The organism is Vibrio furnissii CIP 102972 (genome assembly GCF_000176175.1).
In the GTDB taxonomy this organism is placed as follows: domain Bacteria; phylum Pseudomonadota; class Gammaproteobacteria; order Enterobacterales; family Vibrionaceae; genus Vibrio; species Vibrio furnissii.
On record NZ_ACZP01000014.1, the window covers coordinates 1,558,038 to 1,579,363 of the forward strand.

Sequence of the window (21,326 nt, forward strand, 5' to 3'; positions counted from 1 at the left end):
TATTACATGAACATTCATTTGAGGAACAAATATGTCTGCAACAGGTGCTGAAAACCTAAACCATTTTTCGCCATACGAAATGATGGCAGAGGCGGAAAAGTTCGCACTCAGTAAGATAAAGAAGAACAGTAGCATGACGCTGAGTCTTGCCGTGATGGCAGGCGCGTTTATTGGTCTGGCTTTCTTATTTTATATCACCGTCACCACAGGCAGTGAATCTGCTGGCTGGGGACTGAGCCGCTTAGCGGGCGGGATTGCGTTCAGTATGGGATTGATACTGATTGTGATCTGCGGCGGTGAGCTGTTTACCAGTTCCGTCCTGTCGAGTATTTCCTGGGCTAACAAACAGATCAGCTTCGGCAAGATGCTCGCCATTTGGGGCAAAGTCTACATCGGCAACTTTATCGGTGCGATGTTTTTACTCGCTTTGGTCAGTGCGGCCGGTCTGTACCAGCTTGATCACGGCCAATGGGGACTGAATGCCCTCAACATTGCCCAACACAAACTGCACCACACCCTACTTCAAGCATTTGCGCTGGGCGTGCTGTGTAACCTACTCGTCTGTTTGGCGATTTGGCTGACCTTCAGTTCAGCCAACGCGATGACCAAAGCCGTCATGACCATTTTGCCGGTGGCGATGTTCGTCTCCAGTGGTTTTGAACACTGTGTCGCCAACATGTTTATGGTACCACTGGGCATTGCGATCCACGCATTCGCGCCAGAGTCGTTCTGGCAACAAACCGGCGTGACGGCTGCGCAATATGCGGATCTGAATGTCATGCAATTTATTACCGCCAATCTCATTCCAGTCACACTCGGCAACATCGTCGGCGGTGCCGTACTCGTTGGACTGGCGAATTGGGCCATCTATCGTCGTCCCCAATTAAAAATGGCCAATGTTCGTGCAATTACGGAAACAACAACTATCACGTCAGTGAAGGAAGCTACTATGAAAAACACTCTTAATGTCAAAGATATGATGAACACTCAACCTATCACGCTGAGCGTTGAGCAAACCACCGCGATGGCCATCGACACATTGGTCGAACACCGTTTGAATGCAGCGCCTGTTTTAGACGTCGAAGGTCGCTTGGTGGGCATGTTATCTGCACACGACATTATGGTGGACTTGTGGTGCCAAGATTACATTCCAGACGGCGAACAAAAGGTGGTCGATTTGATGACGCGTGACGTGATTGCCATTGATGTCAATGACAAGCTGGTTGATGTGGCCGAGTTCTTCTGTATCGACAAAGACCAATTGTTCCCAACCACCAGCATGGGAATCGCGACACGCTTTAACTCACTGTCGCTAGAAGAACGCGCGAAAAGCATGAAAGTCAGCAAACCGCACACATTGCCTGTGCTGGACAACGGCAAGTTTGTCGGCCTGCTGGAACGCAACCATGTTTTAGCTGCATTAAGACCCATTTACGGCGAGCGCCTCAGCGTGGTTGAAGAACAAGAACTCGCGCGTGCTTAATCAAAAAAATAACGCAGATGGCTAACTAAGACAAAGCCCCCGTATCTCGAGGAGACCACGGGGGCTTTCTTTATTGAGACGCGCTGAAGATTACTTCTTCACGCCTTCAATATACAGTTGCATGTCGGCGTAAGACGTTGGCCCCATCACCGCAATATTAAAGTCTTTCAACTCAAGACGCGTGGTACCGCTAAAGCCCGCGCGCTCGCCGCCCCACGGATCTTTACCTGCGCCAATGAATTCAGCGTCAATCGTGATTGGTTTCGTTTGGCCGTGCAGCGTTAAATCACCCAACACTTCCAATTTGCCGTCTCCTTTATCAATCACTTTCGTGCTGGTAAAGGTTGCCGTCGCATATTTTGATGCGTCGATAAAGTCTGCACTGCGAATGTGTTTGTCACGCTCTGCGTGGTTTGAGTCAAGGCTTGTCGTATCAACAGTGACGTTCACTTTCGATGCGGCAATATTCGCTGGGTCGTAAGAAAATTCACCGCTAAATGTGTTAAAGCGACCCATGGTGAAACTGTAGCCGAGGTGGCTAACTTTAAAGTTAACCGATGCGTGCGCACCTTTGGTGTCGATCACATAGTCCGCTGCGCTAGCGCCGAATGGCATTACCATTGCCAATGCTAAGCCCGATGCCAATAACGTCTTCTTCATTTTGATGCTCCTATCATTTTGCGTAGCGTATTATCTTGATTAATAAAGTGGTGCTTCAAAGCAGCCGCAGCATGCAGTACTGCAATGGCAATCAAGGTCCATGCAGCATACTCGTGGACCAAACCTGCTAAGTCGGATTGCCCTTCAAACAGCGCGCCAGCGCCAGGAACGGTAAACCAGTTAAACACGTCAATCCCACGGCCATCTTCTGTCGAGATCAGGTAACCTGACACAAACAGAATCATGAGGTCTAAGTAAATGAAACCATGAGCCAATTTTGCTGATACTTTTTCCCAGCTTGCCCCTTCCACCTTGGGTGACAACGTCACGAATTTCCACACGATGCGGAACAAGGTTAAGGCCAGTAATAAGATGCCAACCGATTTATGCCAATGCGGTGCCGTTTGGTACCATTGGCTGTAATACGATAAATCGACCATCCAGACACCGGCTGCGAACATGCCAATTACAACAATGGCAGACAACCAATGTACACACTGAGACGTTCGGTTGTAATGGGTGACTTCTGTACTCATGATATTTCTCTCACTGGTAGTCAGAACAACAATAATCAACCGCAAGAATATCGGTTCCTACATATTCGTAACAGAGTATTTACCAAGATTTACGCAGCGAATAGACGGCAGGATTGATGAAGACGTTCGAATAATTTGAAGACGTAGGTCAAAACAGGCGTTTTAAAATTCACTTTCTTTTTCAATTTGATAGAGCTCATCAGCGATATCAAGCATTTTGCGCTCCATCACCGACTGTGCATCTGCCAGCCCCTTATTGTAGTAAAATGGGCCGATCTTATTTGTAACAAAATCTAACAAGAACCACGCATCAAACTGTTCCAGTTCAACATCCAGTTCATCGGCACAAAATTGCTGTAACGCTAAAGCCAATGCTTCACGCTGTTGTTGTGTAAACGATACGTCACTCATGGCAGGTTTCCTTCTTATTAGGGCATTTTTTATTGCAAGTTATCCTGTTCTCCAAATTCACCATTGCGCATTTATTCGCCAACCCGCTCGTTGGATGAATGAGAACAGTGCAAAAGATCAAGAACTGGTGATTTGCTGCTCGTAGCAAGCAGCAACTGTGATAATCTTATCGAGCTTTCGTAATGGAGAACAACGCGTTGTTACTGGACATCCTCACTCAAAGTGTCAATGAATTCCAGGCGGATTGCTTAAAGCTGTGTGAAAAGCACTACCCGACGATTCATAATCAGGGCATGAGCGAACATCACCTTGGTTTGGCATTTGCCCGGCGTCTGGCACGCACACTGACCGAATTTGGCCATCGCTGTGAATACGCACCGATTGAATCTGTCTCTCAAACCGAACAGCCACATCACTATCGCATCAGTAGCGACGCAGGGACAGTTTGGGTGCTCACGCATCACATGGTCAGCGCGGGGAAAACTTGTCATGACAAATTGATGCGCGACATCACGCAGTGGAAGCAAGAATACGGGTATGCCATCCAACCCAACGATTTGCTGCTTCTGCTAACCGACCACTGGATCAGCCGCAGCCACAAAAGCCGCGAACTCCTGCATTGGTGGACCGGCCAACTCCCGGACGAAATCGATGATTACAACGCTCAAGGTATCACGCTGTACGAAAGCGAATCCCAACTGACGCAAGCTTTAGACACCTTTTTCCATATCAGCCCTTGTTATATAAAGTTTGGTCACCCACTTAAGCGTTCGAAGAATCAACAACTGGTCCGCAAGTACATTCAGTTGTACGCCGTGTTGCAATGGGCCTAACCCAATATAGCGTCGCAATCCTTACAACCCGATTGCGGCGCCATCTTATCTAGCCGTATCAATCTTATCCAACTCTATCAGTCCAACCCTATCAGGGCGATTTCGTCACATAAGGTTCATCTTTATCTCGCATAGTGGTCACCAAAGCCACTCATCCTGCATCCATGTGAAAAGCCTCAAGCGCTATCAATATGAACGCTATGCCGTTTTATGTAATTTGGCCTATCCGCGTGTGTTCAAACAAACCAATTATGGGTTTGATCCCAATGGGCAGCGGATCGTCTACAACCGATTCGGCAAAATCATGATGCGTGTGTTGTGGAGTAAACGCGACGATGAAGTGATTGTGGTGATCAAAGGCTCGCACTCTCTGGCGGATTGGGTGCTCAATTTAGCCCTGTGGAAGCGTTCGACGCCGCAACTTGGGTTGCCGTATCCAATTCATGCTGGGTTTCATTACTTAATTCATCAAGAAAGCTTGCCCGGTTACAACAGCGATACGCTGGGCTTGTGTGTCTTCGAACGCCTGCTGAGTTACGTTGAACCGCTGATCGCTCAGGGTAAACATGTGACGATCACCGGTCATTCATCCGGCGGTGCGATAGGCTGCGTTCTGGCCGATCTGCTGGAAACGCGCCACCCGAAATGCATCAAGCGCGTGGTGACCTTTGGCCAACCGGCGATTGGCGGGTATCGTTTTCATCAACGTTACCAGTTGTCACACCGAACCTACCGCGTGTGTTGCGATCTGGATGTTGTGACCTTTCTCCCCCCCATTCCACTCTATTATTGGCATGTGGGGAAACTACTCTGGTTACACAATGGCAAGATCTATGAAAACACCCCGACGTTTATTCGTTTGGGTCGATCGTTGGTATCGTGGCTGATTCGCCCATTTTCTTACCATTTGATGAGTCGTTACATTCGCAACAAAGATTTTTTTGATGAGCGCTAAACGCAAAGTTTGACGTCGGTCGACATTTTCCCGCAAGAAGAGACGCGCTTACATAGTAACGGGAGTGTCATGCCACAGATAAAATGTGACAAAACATTGAGAAGATAAATATGTGATGTCACTCGGGTAGATATAACCTCATGTAAATTAAAGTGTTATTTAAATCATGAGCATAACGTTGATCAAAAATAGATCAAAATGAACGCTTTAAGCTCGGAATCATGGATCGGCCCTGAATTTAAAAGTTTTTATCCGATTGACATCGAACCCAGTTCGTCAATATTATGGCTATTGTCAAAATAAACACGGCATGGACGCAAAAGCACCGTGATTAATCAAGGATTACAAAGATTGTATGATTCTCTCTGACCCACAGCAGTATCAGCAATACGTCACATTCGATCCGGATGGACAATACATTGCTCATTATAAAGGTCTAACGTTACGCAGCGTATTCCAACCCATTTTCGCACGTGAACAACGTGTGGTTGGCGTCGAAGCCCTCGTCCGCATTTATACGCATTACCACACGCAGATACGCCCCGATCGCTTCTTTCACTCTGAACTGTATGGCTTGATCGACAAACTCAATGTCGAATACCTGAGCCGCTTGATTCACCTGCGCAACTTCGCCCTCTCTCATTACCGTCATCTCAAACTGTTTCTCAATGTATTGCCGCTTAGTGGCCATGCCGTCAATCAACACCTCAGTGATAGTCTGCTGTCACACCGCTTAGATGAATTGTCGTTAACCCATGATCAAGTTGTGATGGAATTGGTGGAGCTAGAATCGGACGACGATGCACAGCTTAAAATCGCCACACGTTCACTTTCCGGCCAGGGATATGGCATTGCGATTGATGATTTCGGATGCCGCGCGTCCAACCAAGCGCGTGTCGAATTACTGCAACCGGATATCATTAAGTTTGATCGTCACTTGTTGACTGAATACATGCAAGGCAATACGCGTTTGCTGCTCAATGCGATTGACGTCGCCAAACAAGCGAATGCTCAAACCGTGGTGGAAGGCATCGAAACCGCACAGCAGTTGAGTGCGATGCAAGCGCTGGATATCACCATGTTTCAGGGCTATCACCTCGGCATGCCAGAAGCGATCGTGCCAACACAGACTCAAAGCGGCATGAAAATGGCGATGGGACAATAACAAACTATTCGATTTACAGAACGTTCGATTCACAAACCACACGATTGAGAAACGAGAGATCAGAATGCGGCTGATCTCTTGTTCGTTTAAGCACAGTGCTTTTTGCGCTATGTCCTTTTTGCGCGATGGCCCTTTTAAACGCTTATCCATTGAAAGGGGGATCATTTACAGCGTGGCGTGCTCTGGGATGGGTACGTCAGACACCACCACCACACCATTTTTACCATTGTGCTTGATGTCATACATCGCCGTATCGGCCGCGCGGAGCGCCGTTGCAAACGAATGAGGCGCAATGGTACAGAGCGAAACCCCAATACTGGCCTGAACATGAACCACTACATCCGAATGAAGCGCAATCGGCTCGGAGATAGCCGCCAGCAATTGTACGCCAATCTGTTCTAATTCGTGTTTAGAGCGTCCCGTTTGCCCAGCAAAGAGCGCGACAAACTCATCGCCGCCCAAACGCCCCAATCCAGCATGCTCAGGAAGTCGTGACCTCATGCGCTGCGCCAATGTTTGCAGCAACATGTCACCCGCTTCATGACCATACTGATCATTCACCGGCTTAAATTCATCAAGGTCAATCAAGACCACAATGGCGGTGTCGTCCGCACTGCTTGCCCGTGACTTGAGCGTTTCAAAGTAACGGTTGAGTCCGCGGCGGTTCAAAATCCCGGTCAGCGAATCAACGGTCACATGCATTTCGAGTTGGCTTTTGGCCTGCTCCAGTTCCGCCGTGCGCGCCGCGACGCGAGTCTCCAACACCTTTTCTTGCTCAATCAATGTGTTGACTAAATCGGCCTGGGCTTTTTCTTTCTGACGTTTGAGATCGTTAAACTTCGCCACCAAGGCAAACGACAACAACAACATCTCGACAGCCGAGCCAATTTGCATGCTGTATACCGTGAAGAAATTCGAGGGCAACAAACCGGCATTGCGTATTGAGAGCAGCGATGTGCCCACCAGCAGCAACGACCAAGCGAGCACGAAAATCTTCGCCGCTGGGATTTTCAAGCGCACCGCAGCAATCCCAACCGTGAGCAGGCTGATGGTGGTTAACACCGCTTGAATCGACATGATCTTGAACGCGAGCGGAATATCGGTAAACCATGTTGCGACCACGCAAGCGCCCCACACTGCAATGGCCGACAACACAAATTTGTCCCAACGCGGCGCATGCGTTGCTAGGTTCAAGAATCGGCGCGCAAACATCAATGCGAGCGTTGCGGCGATGCTGTAACCGGTCGGCACCACGCGATCTGACGCGTGTGTGATGTCCGGCCACAGCAACAATGGGCCAATGCCATTCATGCTGGATGCGGCCAGCGCAAAGGTGAAAACAAAGCTGGCGTAGAGCAAAAAGATTCGTTGACGCAAGCCAATAAACAGCAACAAGTTATAACTACCGAGCGCAATCAACATGCCGTAGTAAAGCGATAACACCACCAATGTGCGCGTGTCTGATTTGGCATACGCCTGCTGCGTCATCAAATTTACGCTCATCGCCAGCGCTGCGTGGCTTTCACCGCGCACATACAGCGTGACCGCTTCACCGGGATGGAACATGATCGGAAATGCCGGTTTACGGCTGGCGAGCGGCCATTGATTCACAGGAACATTGCGTCCAGAGTAATAGGTATCGATCCCTTGATTCGATACCACATAAAAACGCACGTCATCTAAATAGGCGTATTGAAACTCCAAAACTCGGTTTTGAATGTGCGTGATGTCGGACGTAACAGCCAGCTTTAACCACACCGCACTTTGGGTGTAGCCAAAATTCATCTCTTGCGTGTGTGCCGTATTTTGGAAATCGTCGCTGCGGGCGATGATGTCTTGTATCGTCAGCTGTGCCGATGTGTCGCGAAAGTACTCCGCTTTACCACTCAGCGGAATCACCGCATCACTGCGATCGGTTAACACCAAAGGCGATTGGGCAAACGCAGGTAACGGGCCAACCACAAAGAAAAGCAGCACAAGCCACATCAGGTGATTGAGCGTCATCCGCCCACGTTGCACGGATTGGGTAACTTGATGATGTAAGGACTTCGAATAGACGCGAGCTGACACCAACTCGTCTTGTTGGTGGGCGTGCTGTTGATGTGGTAACGGTGCCACGTAATATCTTCCGCTCTGATGATGATCGTTGTGTTTGAAGTGCGCAGTATACCGAACTTCCAAAATCATACCGAAGCGTTTTTATGATAATCTGGCATTTGGCGCATGATGTCGGCACGTTCGCTGCAAAAATCGTACACTTTTACGAACAGCATGCGTTAAACTAAACAATAACGCACATCAATACATCAAATTACGTCTTTTTGACGTGACATTGTCACGTTACGAGCATCATACGTCATGCGGGATAAAACACCGCCAACCAAAGTGTCACATCATCTGGGTCGGTGTAAGTGACGCGATGTCGAGTATGGGCTGGAATATTCAAGTAGTCGCCCACGTGCAAGGTCTGTGATTCGCCGTTGTCAAACTCAACCGTCCCGCAGCCTTGTAGCACCAACACCCATTCATGTTCCTCTTGATCGTACCAACCCTGTTTGGGGGATGTGTGCCCATGAGACAAGATACGTTCGATACGAAGGTTCGGCCGTTGTAGCAACGCCTTAAATTGCTCATCCGGGAGTGCCGTTGGAATTGCTTCAAATAGATTCATGTGCTCACCGTTCCTATGACATGGTCGTGCCACAACACATTGTGGCATTCTTTGTGATGTTTGTTGGTGACGTTTGTGGTGATGTTGATTTGTGACACTTATTAGTGACATTGTCACCTAAAAAAAAGCCCACTGAATCAGTGGGCTTGCGGCGATTATTGGGCGGTTGCGAGTAACGGCGCGACTTGGGTTGGCGTGATGACCACCGCAATCGACTTCGACGTCGGTGTATCACTCAAGTCCCCTTTGCTGCTGAGGGGAATCAGCGCATTGGCTTCTGGGAAATACGCGGCCACGTTTCCTTTTGGAATATCAAACGCCACCACTTTGAACCCGACAATTTGACGCTTCACGGCATCGGTCCACAACGTTTCAATATCAACCAAATCGCCCGCTTGCAAACCTTGCTGCTCAATATCTTTCGCATTCATGAACACCACATTGCGCTCGCCAAACACGCCACGATAACGATCATCAAAACCGTAGACCGTGGTGTTGTATTGGTCGTGAGAACGCATGGTTTGCAACACAAACACCGGTTTTCTGGTCATTTGTTCCGCTTCAACCGGAATAATCGATGTAGGTAGCGCGTTGTTGGTGAGCTGCGCTTTTCCACTCGCCGTTTTCCAGTTCAATTCGCGCGCTGAGTTGCCAAGGTAAAAACCACCGGGCCCCGCAATGCGCTGATTGAACTGATCGAACCCCGGAATGATCTGCTCGATCAAATCGCGAATGTTGTCATAGTTGTCCGCCATCGATTGCCAATCAACCGGATTGTTGTCGCCCAGCGTTGCTTTGGCCATGCCCGCAATGATCGCCGGCTCAGAACGCATCAGTTCACCGGTCATGTCGACGCGGCCTGATGACGCATGCACCATGGAGAACGAATCTTCAACCGTCACTTTCTGTGGCCCTGCGGCTTGAATATCGATATCAGTACGCCCCAAACACGGCAGAATCAGTGAATCTTTCCCCGGATTGACGTGGCTGCGATTGAGTTTAGTTGCGATATTCACGGTGAGCTCGCAATTGCGCATCGCGTTCGCCACCAGCGCGGTATCCGGCGCGGCAGCAACCAAGTTGCCCCCCAAGCCGATAAACACTTTGCTTTCACCGCGACTCATGGCCTGCAGTGCGTTCACAACGTTATGTCCGTGCGCTTTTGGCGGCGCAAAGCCAAGGGCTTTCTCAATATTTTCCAGCAGCGCAGCCGGCGGTTTTTCATTGATGCCCACCGTGCGGTCACCCTGCACGTTGGAGTGACCACGCACCGGACACAGACCAGCACCATCTTTACCTACCTGACCAAACAACAGTTGCAAGTTCACCAGTTCCTGAATGGTGGCCACCGAGTGTTTGTGCTGGGTAACGCCCATGGCCCAAGTAACAATCACGCGTTGAGCGTTTTGGTAAATATCGGCCGCTTGCGTCAGTTCTGCTTGGCTGAGACCCGATTGTTGTTCGATCTGTTCCCATGGCGTGGTACGTACAACATCCAGATACGCTTCCATGCCTTCGGTGTGTTGTGCGATGAATGCCAAATCAAATACAGATTCGCCGCGCGCTTGCGCTTTCTCGTGACGCGCCAACAGAATTTTGACCAGCCCCCGCACCGCCGCCATGTCGCCACCCAATTTGGGCATGAAATAATCACTGGTGGTGGGCGTTGAGCCATTGCTGAGCATTTCAAATGGATTCTGCGGGTTGGTAAAGCGCTCCAATCCGCGCTCTTTCAGGTTATTGAACGCCACCACACGCGCACCACGTTTGTAGGCTGAGGCCAAAGTTTCCAACATACGTGGGTGGTTCGTCCCCGGATTTTGGCCAAACAGGAAGATCGCATCAGCTTCTTCAAAATCATCAATCGTCACGGTGCCTTTACCAATCCCAATCGTGCGAGCTAACGCGACGCTGGTGGCTTCATGGCACATGTTGGAGCAATCTGGAAAGTTATTCGTCCCAAAGCGGCGAGCAAACAACTGATAGAGAAAAGCCGCTTCGTTGCTGGCGCGGCCAGAGGTGTAGAACTCCGCTTGATTCGGATGTTCGAGCTGATTGAGATGCTTGGCCACCAATGCAAACGCATCGTCCCAGCTGATCGGTTCGTAGTGATCCGTTTCGGCATTGTAGCGCATCGGTTCAGCCAAACGTCCTTGATATTCAAGGAAATAGTCGCTTTGCTTGTTCAGCCAGCTGACAGAATATTGCTCGAAAAATGCAGCGCCAACGCGGCGTGTGGTGGCTTCCCAGTTCACGGCTTTTGCGCCGTTTTCGCAGAAACGAAAACGCCCTGGAACATGTTTTTCACCCCAAGCACAGCCCGGACAATCAAACCCATGATCTTGGTTGGTTCTCAATAGGTTAGAGATATTTTTGGCAACGTTGTGACTTTTGAACAGATGATGCGCGGTACTTTTCAGTGCGCCCCAACCACCCGCTGACCCGGTATATTCTTTAATACTCATTTTATAATTCTCACTTTCTCACTGACTGCAACCGCGAATGACCGTGGTAAATATTGAACTGCTGACGTTTGGTAAAACCGATGAGTGTGATGTCAAATTGGCGCGCCATATCGACGGCCAGTTTTGAAGGTGCGCCAACGGCGACCACCACCGGAATACGGGCAATCGCCGCTTTTTGCATGAGCTCAAAGCTGACACGTCCACTGAGGATCAACACCCCTTGCGGATGCCAGCGTTGCTCTCCAATCACTCTCCCGATCAGCTTATCGACGGCGTTATGACGTCCAACATCTTCCGCCGCCGCAATCAATTGTCCCTCAGCAAAATAACCCGCGCCATGCACCGCGCCTGTGTCTGCAAACAGCGGTTGAAGGGACGCAAGCGTACTTGGCATTTGCATGATTTGGTCTGAAGTTAACCACGCTGATTCGCTATCGACATGAATATCCTGGTGCAGCGCCAGCGCCTTCACCGAGGTTAATCCACAGAGGCCACAACTCGATTGACTGACATAACGACGCTCTTGGGTTTGAATTCGCAACGCTTGTTGATAAGGCAGCGTAACAACCCAATGATTGGCCGCATGACGCGTTTCGTCATCAGCGAGGTTGAGATCGAGTATTTGGTCGAATGAATCAATGATTTGCTGTGACAACAACAAACCACGAATCAAATGCGCATCTTCACCCGGCGTACGCATGGTCATGCTCCACTCTTGAATGTGGCGACGATGTGTAACGGGATCGTGCCATTGCACACTGATCTGCAACGGTTCTTCGATGGCGAGCGCATCGCGTTCAAGCGTCAGTCCCATTTCGCAATCGAAACGTTGACGATGAACACGAACAACCCCCTCAGATTGAGCGCTCTGAGGGATCGAGGTGGTGGTTTCTTCTAACATGATTCTTATTATTGGCTGACTGACTTTCACGATAAGCATAGCAAGTCGCACCGTCGGCGATACTTCGATCCGATGCTTGTCGTGTAAAGTGGGAGCTGTGTTTACACACGTTGAGCGGAAAACTACTCCTCACTTTGCGTTTGGTCAACAAAACCATATTTTAGCCATGGTTTATTTAACCTACTTTTCGCAAACTTTCGATACATAGTTCTATCATTTCGACACCAATGATGTGCAATATGCACAACCAATCATAATGATAAAATAATATTCCATTAATGAAACGTCGCATTCAATTGCAACCATTCGGGGAGATGCGCCGCATTTATCCCGTCGTTTCGTTGATGCGCTCCAACAAAAACTCACGGAATTCCCGCGCGAGCTGCAAGGCGTGGTCAAAATCATACGCCGACACCGCCGTTTCCAGCTTCATACTGAGTTCGGGATTGGCTTTCTCGAAGCAAGACTTGTTTTGCATGAAGTCATACACCGCTTCAAGATCGTTCTCTGCGAGCAGTTCATACAAGTGTTGTAACTTGAACTCCAGCACGGAGAAATCCAGCTGGTCGCAACTTTGCTGACTCGGTTCGACCAACATCTCGTGCGCATCCTGCGCTTCTTCGCGTCGGCGAAGTGCTAAACGCTGCGTGGTATCGATGTTCAGATCGAGCGTCAACCAAAATGTGCTGCCGTCACCGAGTCGGCTCTCAACCCCGACTTCGCCCCCCATCAAATGCGCAATCCGTTTACAAATGGCGAGTCCCAATCCGGTACCGCCGTACTTACGCGTGGTTGATGCGTCTGCTTGTTGAAAGCTCTCAAACACTTTCATTTGATCGTCGGTGCTTAAGCCAATGCCGTTGTCTTCAACACTCAAGCGTAACGCGAACACCGATTCTGACGTCACCGCACCTTGAACGCGAATGGTCACATCCCCTTGTTCGGTAAACTTAATCGCATTGCTGACAAAATTGAGCATGATTTGTTTGATTCGGAAAGGATCGCCCAACAATGGCGGCAATGATTTGTCCAAATCCAGATGCAGTTTCACGCCATGTTTTTTGGCTTTGTACTCGAAAATGTCATGCACATCGTACACCAACGCGGCGAGATCAAACGGGATCTCTTCAATGTCTACTTTGCCCGCATCGATTTTCGACATATCCAAAATATCGTTGATCAGCGACAACAGATGTTTCCCCGATTTATCGATGGTGATCAGATGATTGCGCTGATCATCGCTTAAGTTCGATGTCATCAACAGATGCGACATGCCGAGAATCGAATTCATCGGCGTGCGAATTTCATGGCTAATATTGGAAATAAACTGACTTTTGGCCATGTTGGCATTCTCAGCTTGGAGCTTGGCGTCTTTTAGCGCGCCCGTCAGTTTGTCGAGCTTGTCGCCCATACGCATCACCGAATCTGCGGTGTCATCTAACTCTTTGAGTCGGAAACGGCGATGAGAGACGTTGAAATCTCCCAGACTGACCTTGTGCACCATGTCTTGAATCGTCGCCAACGGCTGCGCAATGGCTTGACTCATTTGCTTCGAAGACAGCCAAATGAACATCAAAAACAGCGCATAAAAGCCAATCAAACCGACGATCAGTACGTAACCAATGCGTTGGTATTTGTGTTCGAGCAACCGAGATTCTGCAAACATCTTGCTTTCATCCACAATCATCAACAGTTGCCATTTCGTTTCAGGAATCGTCGCCCACGCCACAAGTTTCTTCGCACCCTGTAATGTCATCTGGGTAATACCTTGCGCGTTCTGGCTCAGTTGTTGACTCAAGATGGCCGTGTCGGGACGTTTGTGCAGGTTAAATTGATCCGGCTTAAACACCTCTTGTGTGATGGCTTGTTGATAGTTGTGCTCTGTCAGCTCCTGCATGCCAAAATCCTGCTCGCCCTGTGGCGGCAGCGCCATCATGGTGCCCGTATTGCTTGCCAGCACCGCGTAGCCATTCCACGGCACCGACAAGTGTTGAATGCTTTCGACAATGGCGCTCACGGTGATGTCCAGCCCGACCACGCCTTCCAAAAAACCATGGTGATACACCGGCGCGATGGAGGATGCCATCCAGCCCAAACCGGCGGGATCAATATACACATCCGTCCACACCCCCGTTTTTTGAGGATTGTAGGGATAAGTCGCCAAGTAGTAGAAATTGTAATCCGGGATATTCATGTCAGGCGGGTACTGCGCCAAGGTCGAAAACCAAGGATAAATTCGATTGTAGGAATCCCAACTGTTGAAATAGACCGCGGCCACCAGATCGTTGTTCTCTTTGATCTGTTTCATCAACGGATCCAAATTCGCCAGTTGGTAAACCTTTGCCATCTGCTTGTTTGTCGTCAACCCCGAATAATAGGATGCCGCCCCGCCTTCATCGCGCAATGAATACAGTACACCGCTTTCGCTGAGTTGAAGGTTGGCTTTTTCAGTGTCGATTTCGCCGACAGGCGTAGCAAAAATGCGCTCTGTTTCGTGGCGGTATAATGCCGTTAGGCTGGCGATGTTTTTCAGCTTTTCACCGATGATTTCGGTTTCTCGCTGCGATGAAAGTTTGAGTTCGTTGTTCACTTGCTCGTTGATATAACGCATGTTATCGGCGCTGATAAAATGGTGGCTGAGCAGATAAACCGCGATCAATACCGACTCCACCAAAATCAGCGGAATGATCCCGGTTTTCACCATGGAACGCCAGACCCAAGCTTGTGTCGTGATGGTGTTTGATTTCATCGTTCTACCACGCTGCTTCCAGTGTATTTGATGCGCTAATTGGCATAGCGAAGCGCAACAGCGTACAACTCTTCATTGATCGCCATAAACACATCCACGATGTCCGGATCAAAATGAGTTCCACGCCCTTCCCAAATCAACTGCACCGCATCTCGATGGGTGAATGCTGGCTTATACACACGCCGACTGATAAGTGCATCGTACACATCAGCGATGGCCATCAAGCGCGCCGCAAGAGGAATATCGTTTCCTGCCAGTCCAAGCGGGTAGCCGCGCCCGTCCCAATGCTCATGATGTGCATACGCGATGTCTTTGGCATAACGCAGGAATTCGATCGATTTTCCCGTCACCAGTTCCGCTTTTTGAATCGCTTCATAGCCAATCGTGGTATGCGTTTTCATGATTTCAAACTCATCTTCGGTCAGCTTGCCTTGCTTGAGTAGAATGGTGTCGGAAATGCCAATTTTGCCGATGTCGTGTAACGGCGCGGATTTGTACAGCAGATCAATGGTGCGATCGTCGAGTTGCAAGGCGTAATGTGGATTGTTGCGCAGGTTTTCCGCCAACAGTTTGATGTAGGTTTGCGTCCGGCGAATGTGGTTGCCTGTTTCGTTATCGCGTGTCTCGGCCAACGAAACCATGGCATAAAACGCGACGTCTTGAATGGTATGCAGTTCCTCGCGTTGTCGAACCAATTCTTGCGTCCGACGCGCCACCTCGTTTTCCAGAGAGGCCTTTTCACCCCGCAGAATGTCATGGGCAAGTTTGAGTGACACATGTGCTCGCACCCGCGCTTTGACAATGTCGGGATGGATCGGCTTGGTGATGTAATCCACCGCGCCCAGTTTGAGCCCTTTGTATTCGTCGAGTTGTTCTGATTTGGCGGTGAGGAAAATGACAGGAATATGCGCCGTGGTCGGATTGGCCTTGAGTTGTTCACACACGGCAAAACCATCCATATCCGGCATCATAATATCGAGCAGAATGAGATCGGGGCTGGTGCTTTCAGCAATGCTGATCCCTTTCAAGCCACTGTTTGCACCTTTGATTTTGTATTCCTCCTTGAGCAGTTGATACATCAGCGTCAAGTTCTCAGGAATATCATCAATCACAAGCAACGTCGGTTTAGACGACGACACATCAAACATCTGGAGACTCCTCTTCACTGCGAACGAACCTTGTCGTCGCATCAACACACGGTTGATTTGCAATCGCACTTTCTAAACGTGCTGAGCCTGACTGTTGGTGTCGTAAACCCCAACAAACCATTCAGTTTCTTTTGATATTAGTCGCCGCGTGAATACAACGGAGTGATAAATGTCTATTTCTTATGAACAAACAAGAATTGGCGGCCGATTGGCGCGTTGCACGATATTCCGCGCCACGCTGAGCCAAAGATACCGCCAGATTCAGCGTGATTACTGCATCCAACCCAATACAATCCACCACACGTAATCGAGTGGCATCAATACCATGATGGTGATCGCCGCCAGAGGCAGGGTCACTTTCACCAGTTTAGACAAGGGTTCATGGGACAATTGCATCGCCACAATGAGTGGCCCCACCTGGTAGGGGAAAATGACGGTCGAAAACCCGATCACTTGCGTCATCAACACCGCAGGCACAGAAAATCCAGTGGCGTTCGCGAAATCAGCCGCCATCGGCGTCAGAACCGTTGGGACACCGGGGATGGTGGCAACCAAACCGGTTAATGTTGAAATCAGTGACAATGCCATAAAGCTCAGAAATGGCGTATTCGGATCCGATGGCAACATGTGGCTAAACAAAGCGCCCATTTCGGTGCCAAGCCCCGATGCATTCACCAACGCACCAAGCCCCAGCGCCGATGCCACAAACACCACAGTGCCAAAGTCGACCGAACTGTTGAACGCCTTGGGTTCAACCACGCCCCATTTTGGCAGTAATAAGATGATTGCCGTGACCAAGCCCACCCAAGCAGGGTTGACGCCATGAATGGTGTCGGTCATCCAGAACAACAGCGTAATGGCGAGCAAAATCGAGACTTTCTTTTGCATCGCTTGTGTCGATGCAAATCCATCACTTTGCGGTTCGGGAACCAAACATTTGGGATCGATCTCCGCGGGGAAAATGCGCACCACCAGCCAAACCAACACGATTGATTTCACAATCCCCAACACGGGGAAATGCAACAGCAGGTATTCGGTGTAACCAAAATGGATGTCAAACAGCGTTTCACTCGCCCCCGCCAAAATCATGTTGGGAATATTGGCCGGAAGCACCGCAAAGCTTGGCATATTACACGCAATCGCCAGCGATGTTGCGATGCCCAAACGCCCGTGGCTGCCTTTGGTAAATCCCACCGCATCAGCCAGAGCCATACCGATCGGAATAAGCACCACGGCTCGGCCAACAGACGATGGCATCACAAACCCCAACAGCGCCGATGTGAACACCAAACCACCAATCAACCGCGGGTAACTCGCCGTCAGATGCGGTGCGATAAACGACGCTAGGCGTTTCCCCAACCCGGAGACGGAGATGGCCGAACCAATCACAAAGCCTGAAATGATCAGCCAAACGGCGGTGGATCCGAACCCTGCGAACAGCAGCGTGGGTTCGATTAAGTGGAAGACCGTGGCCAGCGCGAAAAACAATAAACCGGTCAGAAATGGGGGAAACAGCCCGGTACTCCAGAACACCAAGGTCAACAGCACCACAGCCGCACTTTGAGAAAAATTGGCCGTTTGGCCCGCAAATGGATAAAACGCCAGCGCCGCCGCCAGCAGAATGGCCACCGCAATGATCACCGGTTTAGCACGCAATTGATTGGTCATAACGACTGACTCCACAGTCCAAGAAAGTTTGCATAAAACGTAAGCAGGGTTTTAAGATACCCGACATTGTGTGACGTTTTAAGGCGCTGATATGCCAAACCATATTCCTGATACGACAATGCAGTCCCCCAGCGACGTTGCCTTCACTTGTGATGCATCCCAACCGGTGCTAACGCACAGTCGAAGTATGCAGGCGGAATCAGGCATCGTGCCGCATTCACACCCGCGCGGTCAGCTATTGTGGGCCACCACTGGCATTCTTCGCGTCACCAGTGAACACGCCGTTTGGGTGGTGCCGTCTACGCACGCGGTGTGGATTCCCGGCGGCATGTTGCATCAGGTGAATAGCGAAACGGCGGCGCAAACGCGGAATATATACATCGACCCGTCGTTTGCGGTTCGCCAAAATGAAAAAGCGGTCGTCATGTTGAAAATGAGTGCGTTAATGCGGGAAATTGTGCTGACGTTGACGGAAAGCGCCAACCGGTTATCAAAAGAGCGAATTCAGCGATTAGGATTGGTGGCGTTGGATGAACTCGACGCGCTGGAACCATTGCAATTGTATATTTCGTCGGGAGAGGATCCGCGCCTGAAAAAACTCATCCGTCACATTGTGAATCATGCAGAGCAAAACGAGTCGCTGGCGGATTTGTCTCGCCAAGTTGGCGCAAGCGTTCGCACGATTGAACGTCTGTTTAAGGCAGAAACCGGGCTCACCTATCGTCAGTGGCGCAGCCGATTCAGGTTGATGAGTTCGCTCGAACATATTGTCAATGGTGCCAATACCACCACGGTCGCGCATCAACTGGGGTATCAAAGCGTGAGCAGTTTTATCTCGGCGTTCAAAGCGTTGTTTGGTTGCACACCGCAGGAATACGCCAAACAGCGTTAACGCGATGGCACATTTTCCGCCTCAAAAACCAAACGCGCCAATGCAAACAGCGAACAGGAATGCAAAAAAGCGAGCAGGAATGCTGCTCGCTTGTGTTTCACTTCATTTGCCTATTGGGCTTATTTCGCTGATAGCGATGCCATATCAATCACGAAACGGTGCGCTAAGTCACCGGATTCCAACTGTTTGAACGCATCATTAATTTGATCCATGCGGATCATTTCACATTCTGGGTAGACATCATGCTCTGCACAGAACTCCAGCAGCTCTTGTGTTTCAGCAATCCCACCAATCAATGAGCCAGCAATGCGGCGACGACCAAAGATCAGCGGTGTGGTCATCGGTTCAGCCAATGGGCCGACTTGACCCACGATGACCAGTGAGCCATCTAGATCGAGTAACGGCGTATAGATGTTCACGTCGTGTTTGGCTGGAATGGTATCGATAATCAGATCAAATGATGATGCGGCTTTCGCCATTGCATCGCTGTCGCTTGATGCCAGCAGCGATTTTGCACCCAGCGCTTTTGCTTGCGCTTCTTTGCTGTTACTGCGGCTAATTGCAGTCACGTCTGCACCCATCGCGACCGCCAGTTTCACGGCCATGTGGCCAAGGCCGCCGAGACCAATCACGCCCACGCGCGTGCCCGGTTGAACATCCCATGTGCGTAGTGGAGAATATGTCGTAATGCCCGCACAAAGAATGGGCGCAGTTCGCGCAATGTCTAGTTTTGCTGGAATACGCAAAACAAACTCTTCGCGAACAACAATGTGTTTTGAATAACCACCTTGGGTGGTTTCACCGGTATGACGATCAGGGCTGCCATACGTTGGTGTCATGCCATTGCGGCAGTATTGCTCTTCGCCATGGTGGCAGTGATCGCACTCTTGGCAGCTATCAACCATACAGCCGACCGCTACGCGATCGCCCACTTGATAGGTCGAAACGTCCTGACCCACCGCAGTCACAATACCCACGATTTCATGACCGGGAACCAATGGATAAGGTTGCGGGCCCCAGTCGCCGTTTACGGTGTGTAAATCGGAGTGACAAACACCGCAATGGGTAATTTCAATAGCGACATCGTTACTTCTGAGATCTCGACGTTCAAAATGATAAGGGGTAAGTTCTGCCTTTTCTGCATGCGCAGCGTAGCCAACGGTCTTCATAACACAATTTCCTTAACGTTTACTATCGATGGAAAATGGAACGGCATGCGAAGCATGCATGCCGTTTACTACCGTGTATTAATGTACCGTTCAAAACGCGGCGTTGCTTGCCCAATCGTCCATCATTCTTGCCCGATTTTCATGCGATCCAAGAAATGAGAGTATTTCATCACCAGGTGAAACAAGCCTCCTGCACATTATTGCAAGTAAGCCCCGCCACACACCGGATTGTAAGTGCCGGTAATGTGAGAACTTTCTTCACTCACGAGGTAGCGAACCGTATTGGCCACATCCTCTGGCTTGGCGATGCGCTGCGTGGGCGTAAACGCACGGATCATCTCTTTGAATTCTGCGGGTGCATCTTTGGTTGCATCGGTTTCCACCATGCCCGGCGCCACGATGTTCGATGTGATCCCAAACGGGCCCAGTTCTTGTGCGAGGTACTTGTTAAAGCTGTCTAGAGCCCCTTTGGCGGTGCCATGTGCAATAAACAGCGGCGCTGGCGCTTCAGATAACGTACTCGAAATGAACACCAAGCGACCATAGCCTTTGTCTTTCATGACTTTCGCTGCCCATTGCGCGGTTTGATACGCAGCATGCATTTCGTCATTTAACTTTTGCGAAAATTCTTGCCAGCTTTGTTCGATAAATGGCTTTGAGGTAAAACTCATGTTGGCGTTCGACACCAGCACATCCACACCGCCGTATTCCTGAACCAACGCAAACATCGCTTCAATTTGGCGATCATCACGAACATCTGCTTTTACCGTGTGCGCTTCGCCGCCCTCAGCGCGAATTTCCTCTGCCAACGCATCGGCCACAGCCGTGCTGTTGACGTAGTTAATGAACACACGAAATCCATCTTTCGCTAACATTTTAGCCGTCGCTGCACCAATGCCACGCGCGCCACCCGTAATCAATGCATTACGTTTTGTCATTGCCATTCCTCTTTACAACGATTGGTTTTGTTTAGCGATACCCCCTATCGATGTATCTGCACGGGTATCGGTTTGTATTTCTATCTGTCTCGATGGATATTTGTATCTCTGGCCAGTTAGTGGTTGAGCTGCCTTAATTGGCGCACAACCTGAGCAAGGTGCTGTTTCGTGCGCTCTAATTCAGCCTCTTCAATTCCCTGCTGCGCATCGGCAAGTACCGTGGCAGCAATCTCAGAACAGCGTTCAACCACAGCCAATGACTGTTGGGTTAAGCTGACGAACTTACTGCGACTGTCTGAGGGAGAACGCTGGCGCTCGATCCATCCGCGCTTCTCTAAGCCATCAATAGACCGGCTGACGCTGGATTTTTCCAGATACAACAACTCACTGATTTGGCTCTGCGTCATCGGCTCACTGTTTTTTGACTCGTGGTTTTTTAACGCATGGTTTTTTAAAACCAAGATGACGCCCCATTGCTCGGCAGTCATATCGATGCTGGCCTGCTTAAAGCGCTGCGTCAGTAACCGGTTAAACAAGCGGCTGGCTAACCCAGTCAGATGACCGAGTGATTGCTGATGGCGGTGTTGAGTCATGTGCTCTCCACATTCGATGATTTATTTAGTTGTATACACAACCATCATCCGCTCTGTCAAATGCTCTTGCTTCATTCTGTGGGCTGCCA

At 49.9% G+C, this 21,326-nt stretch carries 18 protein-coding genes; 5 read left to right on the top strand and 13 right to left on the bottom strand.

The features are described from left to right. Positions 1–31: 31 nt before the first annotated feature. Positions 32–1,483, top strand: a complete 1,452-nt coding sequence (focA, locus tag VFA_RS17320; RefSeq protein ID WP_038152157.1) for a formate transporter FocA — start codon at positions 32–34, stop codon at positions 1,481–1,483. Positions 1,484–1,573: 90 nt separating this feature from the next. Here focA and VFA_RS17325 read toward each other — a convergent pair whose 3' ends face one another. From VFA_RS17325 to VFA_RS17335, 3 genes are all read right to left on the bottom strand, one after another. Beyond that, positions 1,574–2,143: a YceI family protein gene (locus VFA_RS17325; RefSeq protein WP_004728163.1), complete on the bottom strand. Its 570-nt coding sequence runs from the start codon at positions 2,141–2,143 to the stop codon at positions 1,574–1,576. After that, positions 2,140–2,679, bottom strand: a complete 540-nt coding sequence (locus tag VFA_RS17330) for a cytochrome b (RefSeq protein WP_004728164.1) — start codon at positions 2,677–2,679, stop codon at positions 2,140–2,142. Before VFA_RS17330 ends, VFA_RS17325 begins: the two co-directional genes overlap by 4 nt. A 162-nt stretch (positions 2,680–2,841) precedes the next feature. Next, the gene (locus VFA_RS17335) at positions 2,842–3,090 is read right to left on the bottom strand and encodes a DUF2164 domain-containing protein (protein ID WP_004728165.1); all 249 of its coding nucleotides are present in this window, start codon (positions 3,088–3,090) and stop codon (positions 2,842–2,844) included. Between the two features lie 197 nt (positions 3,091–3,287). On the opposite strand from VFA_RS17335, the gene VFA_RS17340 reads away from it, so the two are divergent. From VFA_RS17340 to VFA_RS17350, 3 genes are all read left to right on the top strand, one after another. Beyond that, positions 3,288–3,923, top strand: coding sequence for a hypothetical protein (locus VFA_RS17340; RefSeq protein WP_038152390.1), 636 nt, complete (start codon positions 3,288–3,290; stop codon positions 3,921–3,923). Between the two features lie 166 nt (positions 3,924–4,089). Next, positions 4,090–4,878: a lipase family protein gene (locus VFA_RS17345; RefSeq protein WP_004728167.1), complete on the top strand. Its 789-nt coding sequence runs from the start codon at positions 4,090–4,092 to the stop codon at positions 4,876–4,878. 355 nt (positions 4,879–5,233) lie between these two features. Continuing rightward, the gene (locus VFA_RS17350) at positions 5,234–6,043 is read left to right on the top strand and encodes an EAL domain-containing protein (RefSeq protein ID WP_004728168.1); all 810 of its coding nucleotides are present in this window, start codon (positions 5,234–5,236) and stop codon (positions 6,041–6,043) included. A gap of 165 nt (positions 6,044–6,208) precedes the next feature. On the opposite strand, the gene VFA_RS17355 is transcribed toward VFA_RS17350, so the two are convergent. From VFA_RS17355 to VFA_RS17385, 7 genes are all read right to left on the bottom strand, one after another. Further along, on the bottom strand, positions 6,209–8,161 hold the full coding sequence (locus VFA_RS17355; protein WP_232281743.1) for a diguanylate cyclase: 1,953 nt from the start codon (positions 8,159–8,161) through the stop codon (positions 6,209–6,211). A gap of 238 nt (positions 8,162–8,399) precedes the next feature. After that, positions 8,400–8,714 carry a cupin domain-containing protein gene (locus VFA_RS17360; protein ID WP_004728170.1) on the bottom strand — a complete coding sequence of 105 codons (315 nt, stop codon included), beginning with the start codon at positions 8,712–8,714 and terminating at the stop codon, positions 8,400–8,402. 155 nt (positions 8,715–8,869) lie between these two features. Then, positions 8,870–11,179, bottom strand: a complete 2,310-nt coding sequence (locus tag VFA_RS17365; protein ID WP_004728172.1) for an FdhF/YdeP family oxidoreductase — start codon at positions 11,177–11,179, stop codon at positions 8,870–8,872. Between the two features lie 10 nt (positions 11,180–11,189). Further along, positions 11,190–12,080, bottom strand: a complete 891-nt coding sequence (locus tag VFA_RS17370; protein WP_004728173.1) for a formate dehydrogenase accessory sulfurtransferase FdhD — start codon at positions 12,078–12,080, stop codon at positions 11,190–11,192. A gap of 325 nt (positions 12,081–12,405) precedes the next feature. Beyond that, on the bottom strand, positions 12,406–14,829 hold the full coding sequence (locus tag VFA_RS17375; protein WP_004728174.1) for a sensor histidine kinase: 2,424 nt from the start codon (positions 14,827–14,829) through the stop codon (positions 12,406–12,408). A 35-nt stretch (positions 14,830–14,864) separates the two neighbouring features. Then, positions 14,865–15,977 (bottom strand): response regulator, encoded by a 1,113-nt coding sequence (locus tag VFA_RS17380; protein ID WP_004728175.1) that lies wholly within the window; start codon positions 15,975–15,977, stop codon positions 14,865–14,867. A gap of 270 nt (positions 15,978–16,247) precedes the next feature. Beyond that, complete coding sequence (locus VFA_RS17385; protein WP_004728176.1) at positions 16,248–17,645, bottom strand: SLC13 family permease; 1,398 nt, start codon at positions 17,643–17,645, stop codon at positions 16,248–16,250. Positions 17,646–17,736: 91 nt separating this feature from the next. On the opposite strand from VFA_RS17385, the gene VFA_RS17390 reads away from it, so the two are divergent. Then, a complete protein-coding gene (locus VFA_RS17390) occupies positions 17,737–18,537 on the top strand; it encodes an AraC family transcriptional regulator (RefSeq protein ID WP_014257346.1) in 801 nt (266 codons plus the stop codon). A gap of 119 nt (positions 18,538–18,656) precedes the next feature. Here the strand turns inward: VFA_RS17390 and VFA_RS17395 are convergent, their stop codons facing one another. The 3 genes from VFA_RS17395 to VFA_RS17405 form a co-directional block, all read right to left on the bottom strand. After that, entirely contained in the window at positions 18,657–19,706 is a 1,050-nt protein-coding gene (locus tag VFA_RS17395; protein WP_004728178.1) for an NAD(P)-dependent alcohol dehydrogenase, read from the bottom strand. Between the two features lie 197 nt (positions 19,707–19,903). After that, positions 19,904–20,644, bottom strand: a complete 741-nt coding sequence (locus VFA_RS17400; protein WP_004728179.1) for an SDR family NAD(P)-dependent oxidoreductase — start codon at positions 20,642–20,644, stop codon at positions 19,904–19,906. 116 nt (positions 20,645–20,760) lie between these two features. Further along, positions 20,761–21,237: a MarR family winged helix-turn-helix transcriptional regulator gene (locus VFA_RS17405; protein WP_004728180.1), complete on the bottom strand. Its 477-nt coding sequence runs from the start codon at positions 21,235–21,237 to the stop codon at positions 20,761–20,763. Positions 21,238–21,326: the final 89 nt, after the last annotated feature.